The sequence below is a fragment of the Phaeodactylibacter sp. genome (assembly GCF_040219495.1).
Classification (GTDB): Bacteria; Bacteroidota; Bacteroidia; order Chitinophagales; family Saprospiraceae; genus Phaeodactylibacter.
Genome location: NZ_JAVJSK010000115.1, coordinates 1 through 12642 on the forward strand (window position 1 = coordinate 1; position 12642 = coordinate 12642).

At 50.9% G+C, this 12642-nt stretch carries 14 protein-coding genes; 3 read left to right on the plus strand and 11 right to left on the minus strand.

What is annotated here, in order from left to right; genetic code table 11:
• Positions 1 to 139: 139 nt before the first annotated feature.
• From RIC19_RS17780 to RIC19_RS17790, 3 genes are all read right to left on the minus strand, one after another.
• Entirely contained in the window at positions 140 to 1111 is a 972-nt protein-coding gene (locus RIC19_RS17780; protein WP_350179697.1) for an NAD-dependent epimerase/dehydratase family protein, read from the minus strand.
• Positions 1112 to 1234: 123 nt separating this feature from the next.
• The gene (locus RIC19_RS17785) at positions 1235 to 2617 is read right to left on the minus strand and encodes a sensor histidine kinase (RefSeq protein ID WP_350179698.1); all 1383 of its coding nucleotides are present in this window, start codon (positions 2615 to 2617) and stop codon (positions 1235 to 1237) included.
• Between the two features lie 4 nt (positions 2618 to 2621).
• Positions 2622 to 3830, minus strand: a complete 1209-nt coding sequence (locus tag RIC19_RS17790; RefSeq protein WP_350179699.1) for an FIST signal transduction protein — start codon at positions 3828 to 3830, stop codon at positions 2622 to 2624.
• A 128-nt stretch (positions 3831 to 3958) separates the two neighbouring features.
• Here RIC19_RS17790 and RIC19_RS17795 point away from each other — a divergent pair, with 128 nt between their 5' ends.
• Positions 3959 to 4354, plus strand: coding sequence for an STAS/SEC14 domain-containing protein (locus RIC19_RS17795; protein ID WP_350179700.1), 396 nt, complete (start codon positions 3959 to 3961; stop codon positions 4352 to 4354).
• On the opposite strand, the gene RIC19_RS17800 is transcribed toward RIC19_RS17795, so the two are convergent.
• The 7 genes from RIC19_RS17800 to RIC19_RS17830 all read right to left on the minus strand — a co-directional run bounded on the left by RIC19_RS17800 (position 4351) and on the right by RIC19_RS17830 (position 8994).
• Entirely contained in the window at positions 4351 to 5301 is a 951-nt protein-coding gene (locus RIC19_RS17800; RefSeq protein WP_350179701.1) for an L-threonylcarbamoyladenylate synthase, read from the minus strand. The genes RIC19_RS17795 and RIC19_RS17800 overlap by 4 nt on opposite strands.
• A gap of 82 nt (positions 5302 to 5383) precedes the next feature.
• Positions 5384 to 5752, minus strand: a complete 369-nt coding sequence (locus RIC19_RS17805) for a hypothetical protein (protein ID WP_350179702.1) — start codon at positions 5750 to 5752, stop codon at positions 5384 to 5386.
• Between the two features lie 46 nt (positions 5753 to 5798).
• Entirely contained in the window at positions 5799 to 5993 is a 195-nt protein-coding gene (locus RIC19_RS17810; protein ID WP_350179703.1) for a hypothetical protein, read from the minus strand.
• Positions 5994 to 6050: 57 nt separating this feature from the next.
• A complete protein-coding gene (locus RIC19_RS17815) occupies positions 6051 to 7268 on the minus strand; it encodes an MFS transporter (protein ID WP_350179704.1) in 1218 nt (405 codons plus the stop codon).
• Positions 7269 to 7370: 102 nt separating this feature from the next.
• Positions 7371 to 7586 carry a hypothetical protein gene (locus RIC19_RS17820; protein WP_350179705.1) on the minus strand — a complete coding sequence of 72 codons (216 nt, stop codon included), beginning with the start codon at positions 7584 to 7586 and terminating at the stop codon, positions 7371 to 7373.
• A 14-nt stretch (positions 7587 to 7600) separates the two neighbouring features.
• Positions 7601 to 7900 carry a rhodanese-like domain-containing protein gene (locus RIC19_RS17825; protein WP_350179706.1) on the minus strand — a complete coding sequence of 100 codons (300 nt, stop codon included), beginning with the start codon at positions 7898 to 7900 and terminating at the stop codon, positions 7601 to 7603.
• A 176-nt stretch (positions 7901 to 8076) separates the two neighbouring features.
• Positions 8077 to 8994, minus strand: a complete 918-nt coding sequence (locus RIC19_RS17830; protein WP_350179707.1) for a TraB/GumN family protein — start codon at positions 8992 to 8994, stop codon at positions 8077 to 8079.
• Between the two features lie 270 nt (positions 8995 to 9264).
• Here RIC19_RS17830 and RIC19_RS17835 point away from each other — a divergent pair, with 270 nt between their 5' ends.
• Complete coding sequence (locus tag RIC19_RS17835) at positions 9265 to 9681, plus strand: VOC family protein (protein WP_350179708.1); 417 nt, start codon at positions 9265 to 9267, stop codon at positions 9679 to 9681.
• A gap of 48 nt (positions 9682 to 9729) precedes the next feature.
• Here the strand turns inward: RIC19_RS17835 and fumC are convergent, their stop codons facing one another.
• Positions 9730 to 11112 carry a class II fumarate hydratase gene (gene fumC / locus RIC19_RS17840; RefSeq protein WP_350179709.1) on the minus strand — a complete coding sequence of 461 codons (1383 nt, stop codon included), beginning with the start codon at positions 11110 to 11112 and terminating at the stop codon, positions 9730 to 9732.
• A 223-nt stretch (positions 11113 to 11335) separates the two neighbouring features.
• Between fumC and RIC19_RS17845 the strand changes: the two genes are divergently transcribed.
• On the plus strand, positions 11336 to 11968 hold the full coding sequence (locus RIC19_RS17845) for a superoxide dismutase (protein WP_350179710.1): 633 nt from the start codon (positions 11336 to 11338) through the stop codon (positions 11966 to 11968).
• The last annotated feature ends 674 nt before the right edge of the window (positions 11969 to 12642 follow it).

Genomic DNA, 12642 nt, shown 5'->3' on the forward strand with positions numbered 1-12642 from the left:
ATACTTAAGTTGAAGTTATTTTTCGACTAATCAAGGCGAAGGTTCGCGACTTTAGCCCGAGCTAAAGGAGCGGTTCTTCAACGAAGAGTAGGCGGAAAAGAACGAAACTTGGGGTGTCAAGGATTTATGGCTTGAGGCACTAGGGCGTGGCTGGAGTAACTACATAAGTTTTCGGGTTGCCAAAATACCGCACCATCCGTTCCAGCCCTTCCTCGTATCCCGATACCTCAAAATCCGGGAACCGCTCCCGGAATTTCCGGTCAGACATGATATAAGGAGAGCGGAACTGATAGTTCATCTCCAGTACTTCACGCAGCGGCGGGGTGAACAGCCCAATCAGGTGCTGCAACCAGAATGGGAGCATACCGGCTCTGAGGGAAGTGCCCAACTGCTGATTGAATATCGCCGTAAGTTCACTCATCGTGACCGGTGGCCCCACCGGCAGGTGCCAGGCCTGTCCGTAGGTGTCTTCCGCCAAAGCCAGGGCGATCAGTGCCCGGCCAACATCTGTAGTATCTGAATAGGTATGAGGCACATCGGGCGGAAAGAGTAGCTGTGGGGACTTGCCTTTCAGCATACGCTCCAGAAAAGAAACGTATAGCATGCTGTTGGTAGCAAAAGGCCCGTAAAAGTCAGCTGACCGCCCGATAACGGCTTGTACTGTTCCTTTTGCCATAGCGTTATGCAACAGGTCGAGGGTTTTCTTCCGGGTTTTTCCTTTCTCGCTAGGGGGCTGTTGAGGGTGGTTTTCGTCAAAAGGCTCCTGTAGCGGCGCGGGGCCATACATGTAAACATTATCCAGAAAAATCAGGCGGGCATGGTTAGCTGCGCAGGCGTTTATGACGTTGCGCATAAGCAGAGGCCAGTCCCGTGCCCAAACCTCTGCAAAGTAGGGTAAGCCCACGCAGAGGTAAACATGAGAAGAGCCACGGATAGCCCTCTGTGCATCTTCCGCCCGCAGAAGATCTGCTGGCATGGTGGCAACGCCAGCCCTATCCATAGAGCGGCTAACCACACGGACCGGAAGCTTACGGGTGAGCAATTCATCTAAAACAGCACGCCCCACTGCTCCTGAGGCGCCTAATACGGTATGCAAAGCAGAACTTGTCATGATGTGTCTTTTTCCCCCTAAAGCTATATTTCTTTATCCTGCCTGTCCACTACTTCACCTTCAGTTGCCGGAAAATAAAGATGAATGCCCATCAACCCGGAATGAAACGTAAAAGGGGTCTGATCAATCCTCCGACTGTTTTTCCGGTAAGGTGAAGAAAAAAGTAGAACCCTTCCCTGGCCCTTCAGACTCCACCCATATTTTGCCTTTGTGCTGCTCCACAATCTTCTTGCAGATGCTCAGGCCCAGACCGTTGCCCTCAAACTGTTGCTCCCGGTCGGCCCGTTGGAAAAGCCCGAAAATCCGCTTTTGGTCTGCTGGCCTGAGGCCGATGCCATTATCTTTGACGGCAAAACGATACCCGTTTGGGGTAGGTTCTGCTTCCAGATGAATAAAGGGCATTCTGCCGTCAGGCGTAAATTTGATGGCATTGATGATCAGGTTTTGCAGAAGTTGCTGCATCTGCCGGTAGTTGGCCTGTACGGCAGGCAGGTTTTGGTAATGGAGTTGCGCCTTGCGCTGTTGAAGGGTAAGGGATAACTGCCCCTCTATATTGTAAACCAATTGCTGGAAATCAACTTCCTTCATATCCTGTATGGAGGAGGTTGAGACACGGGCGTAACGTAGTAGTGCATCAATAATGTCACTAAACCTTTTGACTTCATCCCAGATCATATCAACATACTCGCGGTTGGAGGGGCTGAAGGCTGACTGATCCCGCCTGAGCAGATCTGCAAACCCCTGAACGTTCCGCAGTGGCGCTTTCAGGTCATGAGAAACCACATAGGCAAATTGTTCCAGATCCGCATTCGAGCGCAGCAGGTCATTGGCTTTCGCTTCCAGCATCTGCTCCATACGCCTGCGCTCCTTGATTTCCTGCTTGAGCAGCTCGTTGGTCCGGAAGTTGTACATCAGATAGCTGGCTTTGGTCGCCATCACGGTGAACGCATGCCGGTCTTTTGGGTTGATCGGGGCATAAAACCGCTGATCCGCTTTTTGCTGGCCGGAGACGACCAATCCGTAAAAGGAATTATCGGGGCGGTACATCGGGGCAACCAAAGCGTCCTCCAGTTCTAAAAAAGCCAGCTTTGACTTGAATTCAGGATGTTCGCCCAGTAAGAAGCCCTCCCGCTCAGGCAGGTCACTAATCAATATGGGCAATACTTCAGGGATGGGCATCTGGCTAAAACCGAATTGCCCGATAGGCTTTAAGTCGCCTTCGTCGCGGTATTCGGCGAAGAGACAGTGGGGTTGCTGAAAAGCCTGTATGAAATACTCGGTAGCTATTGTGGCAAAATCTTCAATAGAATCCTGGAACAAGCCTTCCTTGCTAAAATCTTGTATGATTTTGAACCGATTGAGCTCCTGGTCGAGCTCATTTTTGATAGAAATAAGTTGTTGTTGTGTACTTATACCACGTGTTACCCTGTCCTGCAGTTCTTTGCAGAGCCGGCTTAATTCATCATAGCTGAGTTTATTGGGGTCCGGGGTATTAACGGGGGACATACGCTTATTTTCTGATCAGTGCATAAATAGAAGTCGTGTAGTTATGAAACAGGTTTTTACCTTTCAGCCGGGTAAACTCCCCGAAACCATACATTCCCAGCCAGGGTAGGGGGGTACCTTTGGTAAGGGGCTGCTGCATATTCTCGATGATCTCATCCTTGACGATCGCATCAAACATGGCCCGCCCTCTTGCGGCACAATCGGTATGGAATACCGCCACTACTTTCTGGTCACCGATTTTAGTCACAAGTTGCTTCATCATCCGGTCGAGCCCGGCAAAAATCAAATCTTCATCCCGCTCCACGATCCAGAGGCGTGTACCCTGCGGGCAATCCACGGGCATATAAAAACTACCGTCTTTATCCACCTTGACGATCACCCGTAGAATGTGGTCATTGTCGTAAGGCTCCCTAAAGCCATCCGGCAGGAGCTCTGCCATACCAGCAACGGGTATGCAGGGGCCGGGGTGCGTGTCCCCTGGCAGGTCGAGTTTGCTCATCAGATAAGGCCAGGCGGCCTGCCCTTCTATTTCAATCACCCGGTTGCCTTCCGAGCGCGTCACCGAGAACGGCTGCCCAATAGGCACGCTACCGTGGTGCACACCCATTTCCACCGTCAGGGTGGGGTCCGAATAGCCAATCATGATGGCGCCCCGCTCCAGCACTTTGCCATCTGCAAACTGGTAGGAGCTGATAGCGCGCATATTATCAGAGCTGGTCCCCCCGAAGATGGGCATGTCTCCGCCGAATACAGACTCAATACCTTCGATGGCGCGGTCGGCAGCAATATCAATGCCAGAGGCCAGAAACTGGATCATGTTGACATGCCCTCCTGCCGCTTTGAGCTCAAGGGCCATCTTCCGGGCCTCCTCATAGGAGTTGTGCCCCCGGATGTTATCACAGCTGGTGATGTGGTATTCCTGTGCGTCGCCGGGCACAACTGCCATGACGCCCAGTGCCCGCATGGATTCGTTGGCGCCCTCTTTGCCAATAACGCCGGCACAGGTGCAACCTACCAGTTCTGCTTTCGGGCATAGCTCTTGTGCGCCTGCAATGACGTCTTCAAAATCGTGGCCTATGGTGCTGTGCACAACGATCAGCATCTTTTCCTGGAAAATACTTGGGGGAGCTTCGCCCAGAGCTGCTGTAAGGCTTTGCTGAATAGCTTTTCTGGAGTTGACCTGCCCATTGCTGGCAGAGTAAAATTTCAACATCGCTTTGTGTTTTGTTGGGTTTTAGTAAAAACAATTGGGAGCGATTCGCATTTAAATATAGCTAAAATTTCGTCATTTTTATTTCTGGTATTTCCGGGAATTTTCTCTTTTTAGAAACATAAACAGGCATGGATCTTTACGCTACCTTCAATTTCGAGGCTTTCCCGGTCGTTGTGGTTGCTTTCACCGGGCATAAAGCAACCGAAGAGAATTTTCAAAAGTACCTGGATGATTTATACGAAGCTTATGACAAAGCGTTGCCTTTTGCCTACCTTTTTGATGCTGAAAGGGCTGCCATGCCTGGGCTGCGCTACCAAAAAATGCAAGCCGACTGGCTCAAAGCCAACGACGGGCTTATGAAAAAGTACTGTCAGGGCACGGCATATCATATCCCCAATGCCATTATCCGAACTGCTCTAAAAGGAATTTTTGCCCTGCAGCAGCAACCGGTCCCTTACAAGGTAGCCGGGGATTTTGAATCTGCCATGGAGTGGTGCCGGGGTATCGCCCGTCCTCAACCTTAGCGTGCTGCTGCCCGCCTTAAACGGTCGTTTACCGCCCGCCCCAGCCCTGCTTCCGGGAGCAACTCGGCAACAATAATGGAAAGCGCCTGCCCATCGAGTTGCCGCATACCTGCAAACAATCGCCGGGCGGCCTCCTGATCGTCTCCGCTGGGAGAAAGCACCAACTGCTGGTTTTCCGGAATGCCTTCAAAGGGTACCCGAAAACGGATACAACCAATCTTATGCGCTGCGTATTGCTGTAGGTAATCTTCTGGCGTGCCCAGTACCAGAGGGATGCGTGGAGCATAGTGGCTCTTCAGCATACCGGGTGCGTGCGGGTTGGAGGTGGAGTGCTGCTTGACGTTCATAGGACCAGCTACCGCTTCCAGTGCCTCAACGGCTATGCCACCTTTGCGGTAAACGGTAGGCTGGCCGCCCGGAAAACCCACGATGGTGCTTTCCAGGCCTACCTCACACGGGCCGCCGTCGAGAATGTAAGGGATTTGCTGCCCCAATTGATGGTCGACATGTTGGGCCGTAGTCGGGCTGATGTAGCCAAATGGATTGGCGCTCGGAGCAGCCAGTGGAAAGTCCACTTTGGTAAGCAACTGATGAGCAACAGGATGGGCCGGAATGCGTACCGCCACCAGGGAAGAACCGGCAGTGACCAAATCTGGCACACGATCGGATTTCTCCAGCAGCAACGTAAGCGGACCGGGCATGAAAGCATCAGCCAGTGCCGCAGCTGCTTCAGGTATGACTTTGATATAGGGGGAAATATTAGAAAAATAGGGGAGATGAATGATGAGAGGATCAAAACTCGGGCGGTTCTTTACTTTGAAGATTTGAGCCACAGCTTTGAGGTTCAGTGCATGCCCGGCAAGCCCGTACACTGTTTCGGTTGGAATGGCGACCAATTGCCCATCTTGCAAGAGCTGCACTGCACGGTTGATGTCTTTGCCGATCATGGCTGTTTTTTGTTTAGCCCACAAAAATCAGCACTTTAAGGGGGATTTCAAAGCCAGATCTCTAATCCTGATACAGGTTTGGTCAGAACAACCGGGACAAGCGCCACCGCAACCACTGCAAACCGGTAGCGAAATAGTTCACTTTCAGCCCTCCATCCCGGGTGCTGCTCAGCATTTCCTGCCCGGCCAAGGTAACTGAAAGAGCCTGAGGAAGAGCTTGAAGGGACTTCAGTAATTGCCGCTGCCCGGAAAGACCAACCTGCGGGAGCACAGTAGAGAGGAAATAACGAAAGGTAGGGGCATTCTCAAAATGAAGCCTGATCTGCTCCTCAGATCGGGACGCCTTGAAGTGAGCAGATCCGTGAGGGGAATCCAAATGGATTTCCCCTTCCAGAGATAATTGGGAAAAGTGATCCTGAATATTCATCGCAGTACGTGTAAAAACAGACATTGCCCTTTAGTGTAAAGGGCAATGTTTATCATATGATTGGATTATATTACTTATGCTCGGTCGTCGTGATTTTCAACGTGCCATTCATTTTCCACTGCGCGTGTTCTGCATCTTTGGCAGTACTGCTGGGCACATACAATTCAAAATCCTCAAACTGATAGGAAATTTCGGCATTCCGACCGGTAAGGCGCTCGAATAATCCAATGGCGAGATCTGGCCAATTCTTAGTTTCGTTAGTCATTTTCTTTTATTTAGTTTACTAATTTTCAACATTACAACGAAAGGAACCGCCTGATGTTCAGACTGTTTGTAATTGCTCCCGCCTCCGCAAAAGCCAAAAACCAGCGGCAGCCAGGACGCTTGCAGTAAAAAGCAAATACCAAAGGGTGCCAAAGCCAGCCCATGCCACCACCTGTAGCCCCAGGTTGGGTGCAATGACGTGCGACAGGGAGTACGTGACGGTAAATAAGCCCATGTAAGCGCCCCGGTTGCGCTTGTTGGTGAAATTCATGGCCATTGTCGCGATGAAGGGCAGGCTGAGCATCTCTCCAAAGGTAAGCATGAGCATAGCAGAAAGGGCGACTCCGGCCCCTTCGCCCAGCCCGCTGAACAGCAGGTAGGTGAGCCCGATCATAAAGGTACCAATCGTGATGATCTGTGTTGCCCTGAAGCGCTGCTCCAGGAGGTAAATCAGAGGCATTTCCACCAGTGCAATCACCAGCCCGTTCATCGCCATGAGCCGCCCGATTTGCCCTTCGTCCAGCAGGACTTCCTGCTTGAAATATACGGGCAGGGTCGAAAACAACTGCATAAACGCGATGGCATTGAGCAGTGCCAAAAGCAGGAAAAATAGGTAAGGACGGTCGTGATATGCTTTCCCGTTGAATATTTTGCTTTCAGTGGCTTCTTCTTCTTCAGTTTCCAGGAAGCGCTTGGGCAGTGCTGCGCGGAAGAAAAGCGCCGCCGCAATGCAAGTCAGCCCATCTGCCCAAAACAGCCATTCGTACCCGTAGGCAATAGCGATCATGCCGCCCGCTGCCGGCCCTATAGCCCAGCCCAGGTTGATGGCCAGGCGCAGTAGTGCAACAGCCCGGGTCCGGTTGGTGCTTTGGCTGTAAGCTGCTATGGCCGCAAAGTTGGCCGGCCGGAAGGCATCCATTACGGTGCTCGTCAGAAAGACCATGCCGCATATCGGGTAGAAGCCCTCGACCTGACCAAGGGCAATGAATAAAAAGCCGCTGAGAAAAAGGGACCAGAACTGGGTCTCATAAAACCCTATACGGTCTACCATTTTACCGCCGAGGTAAGCACCAAGCACGGAGCCTGCTCCAAAGCTGCTCATAATCCAGCCGGTCTGTGCCAGGCTGAAGCCCACTTGCTGTGTCAGGTAAACGGAAAGAAAAGGTAAAACCATAGCGCCCGCCCGGTTGATGAGCATCACGCTGGAGAGGAGCCATATTTCTTTGGACAATCCCCGGAAGGCGTCTACGTAAACAGAAAATGCTTTTTGAAACATCGGGTGTACTTTTCAGCAGCTTGCACCTGCTTTGGTCATGCAGTAAATTATCGAATACTACATTCAGGTGCTACTGATAAGTTCCCCGGCCGGTTGGGATTGTTAATGCTTTTCGCGGTCTTCGTACCAATGCCCTTCTGAAAAGGTCTTTTCACTTTGCTCACTGGACCGCAAAACCACTACTGCCTGTATAAGCAGAAATACGGGAACCATTAGCATGCCCAGTCCGATGACCAGTGCCGTAGGGTAGAGCATCATGATGATGACACTCAACACCAGAAGCGCGAAAATCCAAGCCGAAGCGGTTTTGTAATGCATGCAGTATTATTTTTTTATGCAGCGGTTGGCATGTCTGCTTCCATTTCGTGCAGGACATCCAGCCAATTGCCTCCGTTGTAAACCTCCTCAAAACCTAAAGTGCGCAAGGATAGGGTTACTAAGCCGGAGCGATAGCCCTCTTCACAGAAAAAGACGAGCGGTTTAGGGTAGTCCATCAGCTCATCCAGATAGTACAGGTGAAGGTCCCAGGGGATGTTAACAGATCCCGGCACACAGTTTTGGTCGTATTCTTCCTGGTAGCGCACGTCAATCAGTGTGCCTTCCCGTATATTTTTAATGTCTCTAGTCCACATAGCGATCAGGATTTAAAGTGAAAAAAGGAGGTGAGGTTCAAAATACAACTATTTTCCGCCCCATGTACTGCCATTTATCACTCTAAGGCACTGACTTTTAAACTTATGCTGACTTTCGGACTAAAAAATGAACTGTACGGGCAAGGCTGCCTTGCCCGTACAGTTCATTCCAACTATTAATCTATAAGCGGCTCCACGGTGTAGCCTGCCTCCCGCAACAGCGCGATCACCCCTTCCTCACCGCCAAGGTGGCCTGCACCAACGGCGAAGAACGTAGGCCGCTGTTTCATAGCTTCCTCCATGATGGGGATCCAGTTGCGGTTGCGGCGCACCAGCAGCAGGTCCTCGTAACCGGCAATACCGCCTTCTTCGTCCATCATGTCCTGCATGGCGTAAATGTCCTGGTCTTTGTAGAGCTTGACCATCTCATCAAACTGATCGCTGTTGCCACCATCTTCTGTATTAATCGCATCCATCAGCATCTGCGCCTGCACTTTGTAGGGTATGCTGTCAAACATGCTCATCTGAAACTCGGCGGTCTCCAGCCCATCAATGTCCATCTTTTTTTCCTGTGCCATTTTCATGAATTCCATCTCGTAGGAAACCATGCTGCTCTCGGCATTGGGGTCGAAGCTCATCATGTCTTCGCCCCCGCTGCCCAGTACCGACAGGAACATCGGCTTGATGCGGTCTACAAACATCATCGGTAGCCCTACCTGCTGGAAGTGCTCGCTCACCTGCGCATACTCTTCTTCGCTCAGCAGGTCTTTGAGCGTGGTATCGCCCACCATGAACGCTTTCATCATCAGGGGCATCATTTTGGACATGTCCGTCATGTCTTCCATATCGATCTCAAACGCCACATGCTTGACGGACTCAAAGGCTTTCTTAGCCGAATCGGTCAAAAAATAGTCGTCCCTGCCGATCATATGGATGGTACCATAGACGTAGGAAGGCGTTTCCTGCCCGTTGCCGGTTACTTTCCAAAGCAGGGCTTTATCGGTGGGTGCCGGCGCGTACTCAGCCGAAGCCGGTTGTGCCCAAAGATTAACGGCTGCAATCAGCAGCAGGAAGGAAAATGCGAATTTTCTCATTGTTATCAACTTAAGTGTATGAGGGCTTAGCCTGCTAATTGGCAGCGAGGCGCTGGCCCGGGGTATTACAATCTGGTTTTGAAAGTGAACATCCAGTGTCCAACGGCTCCCTTACCCTACCGGGCAGGGGCATCAAGTCTGAGACGTTGTAGCGGTCCGGAATATTTTTGATTGGCAGTTTGCGTTCAGCATTTCGTAACAAAGGAACCGACTTTCGGTTTTACGCTCCGGCAGTTTTAAGACCTTTTTACGATATTGGCACGCAAAAAAATGACACCATTCCACCTTGCTTTTCCGGTGAGCGACCTTGAAGCTACCCGCCAGTTTTACGAAAATACGCTGGGCTGTACCATCGGCCGCAGCGCTGAGCGCTGGGTTGATTTCGACTTTTTCGGGCATCAGCTCTCTGCTCACCTTACTGATGAACGCCCGGCAGACCCTATGACCAATCCCGTAGATGGGAAAGCCGTGCCGGTGCGCCACTTCGGCGCTATACTCGATATGGAAACCTGGGAGGCGTTGGCTGAGCGGCTCCGGGCAGCAGGAACCGACTTCGTTATTGAGCCTTACATCCGCTTTAAGGGAGAGCCCGGGGAGCAGGCGACGATGTTCTTCCTCGACCCCAGTGGGAATGCGCTGGAGTTTAAAGCTTTCCGCGACCGGGCGAAGATTTTTGCCACCAGCTAGAAAAAAACTGCCCGGATCGATAACGCTCCGGGCAGTATGCATTAAGGTTTAGATCATGTTTTCCGGCCGGACCCATTCATCAAACTGCTCTGCCGTCAGCAGGCCCAGCTCGATGGCTGCTTCCTTGAGGGTGGAGTTCTCAGCATGCGCCTTTTTGGCGATCGCCGCTGCGTTGTCGTACCCAATGTGGGTATTCAGTGCAGTGACCAGCATCAGGGAGTTGTTGAGGTTCTGCTTGATCCGGTCGTAGTTAGGCTCGATACCTTTGGCGCAATTCTCATCAAAACTTACACAGGCATCCCCGATCAGGCGGGCGGAAGTCAGGAAGTTGAAGATCATCACTGGTTTGAAGACATTCAGCTCAAACTGCCCGGTCATGCCACCGATATTAATCGCAACATCGTTGCCGGCTACCTGAGCCATGGCCATCGTTAGGGCTTCCGATTGGGTGGGGTTCACCTTGCCCGGCATGATGGAAGAGCCCGGCTCGTTGGCGGGAATGATGAGCTCACCGATACCACAGCGGGGACCGGAAGCGAGCATACGGATGTCGTTGCCAATCTTCATAAGAGAAACAGCCACCGTCTTCAGCGCACCGTGCGATTCCACGATGGCATCGTGTGCCGCCAGGGATTCGAACTTGTTGGGTGCAGTCACAAATGGCAATCCGGTGAGGTCAGCGATATGTTTAGCTACATTTTCAGAATAGCCCTCCGGTGTATTCAGGCCGGTGCCTACTGCGGTGCCACCGAGTGCCAGTTCTGCCAGGTGGGGCAGGGTATTCTTAATGGCGCGCAGCCCGTGGTTGAGCTGAGCGACGTAGCCCGAAAGCTCCTGCCCCACGGTGACGGGCGTAGCGTCCATAAAGTGGGTGCGCCCAATTTTTACCACGTCCATAAATTCCTTCGACTTGGCCTCGAGCGTATCGCGCAGGGCTTCAATGCCCGGGATCGTCGTCTCCACCAGCATTTGGTAGGCTGCGATGTGCATAGCCGTGGGGAACGTGTCGTTAGACGACTGTGACTTATTGACATCATCGTTGGGGTGGAGGAATTTCTTATCGTCCGTCAGTTTGCCTCCCTTGAGGACGTGAGCACGGTTGGCCACCACTTCGTTTACATTCATATTGGACTGTGTACCCGAGCCAGTCTGCCAGACTACGAGTGGGAACTGATCGTCCAGTTTGCCCGCCAGGATTTCATCACAAACTGCTGCGATGGCCTCCGCTTTTTCAGCAGACAGCACACCTGCTTCCTGATTGGTCATAGCCGCTGCCTTTTTGAGAATAGCAAAGGCCCTGATGATTTCCTTTGGCATCGTATGCCCGCCAATGCGGAAGTTTTCGGAAGAGCGCTGGGTTTGGGCTGCCCAGTATTTGTCAGCAGGCACATCTATGTACCCAATACTATCTTTTTCCTTTCTGAATTCCATATTCCTATTGGTTTTTGATCTCAAAATTAAGCGCCGCTAAGGTACAGCATCAATAGTGATTTTTGGAGCCAATTGCTAAAGATATCGGGTGGTCGCGGTCAACTCTGCTCTTTTAGTATAAACTTAAAACCAGGCTTCGCGTTATCCAAATAAGAATCGTTTGGTTAAAACCGGGCGGTCAACAAAACGAATAAATTCCATAACTAATCAAAACTCCAAAATTATGGCTTTCGAATTGCCAAAATTACCTTACGCCTATGACGCCCTGGAGCCGCACATCGATGCGCGCACCATGGAAATCCACCACACAAAGCACCACGCAGGATATACCTCTAAGTTGAATGCCGCTATCGAAGGCACAGACCTGGAGAAGAAAAGTATCAAAGAGATTCTCGCCCATGTATCAAAGCACAGCGCTGGCGTACGCAATAACGGCGGTGGCTTCTATAACCACAAACTGTTCTGGGAAGTGATGTCTCCGGATGGTGGCGGCGAGCCTACTGAGCGTATGAATATTCACAAGGCGATCGTGCGGGACTTCGGTTCTTTTGAGAAATTCAAGGAAGAGTTTGCACAGGCTGCTGCAACGCAGTTCGGCTCCGGCTGGGCATGGCTGTGCGTAGACAAAAATGACAAGCTGTTTGTCACTTCCACGCCTAATCAGGACAACCCGCTGATGGACGTAGTGGACGCGGACGGCACCCCAATCCTCGGCCTGGACGTATGGGAGCACGCCTACTACCTGAACTATCAGAACCGCCGCCCGGACTACATCGGTGCGTTCTTCAATGTAATCGACTGGGGCAAGGTAAGCGAAAACTACAATGACGCGAACGAAGGTGCTTCTGCCTTCTAGTCTGCCATTTTAAGAAAACTTTGACAAAGGTGTTTTTCCGGTACAGGGAAAGCACCTTTTGCTTTTTAAACCCTGGTTATCATAAACTTATCCCTCGCTCTGATCTTGTTTAACGGAATTCAATATTGTCATTTAGCAGGCATAGATACAATCCACATCTTGCGGCGAGCGCCCAAAACCCTTATCTTTGGGTAAGAGCTTGTTGGGATTTTGCTTTTGAAACGAAATTTGGCAAGAGCAGCCCAAAGGGTGAAATCCCATCAAGCTCTAAGTCAATAAAATGTTCTTTTACAAACAACATGCTAAAATGACTCAATTGCCCCCGGGCTCGTTGGGTCTTGAGAAGAATGATATCAACCCCATTTTTTCATTTTTTAATCCCTTTTCCCATGATCATTCTAAGCATTCTTCTGTTGATCCTGATCTTCTTCAATGTCGATGTACTAAAAGAAGCATTTTAGGATCTCATTCAGAAAATCACATGTACGAAAAAAAGGCTTTCGCAGTAATTTGCGAAAGCCTTTTTCTGTCTAAGAGCATGTTTGGAGCGGTTTCGTCATGAAAATCAAGGATTTATGGTTCTGGCAAAGTCACTAAATTTGAGTTTAGCGGGCTAAATGAAAAATTTAGTGAGGAAGTCAGAGCTTGCCCCGCATTTCTGCGGGGTTCATAAA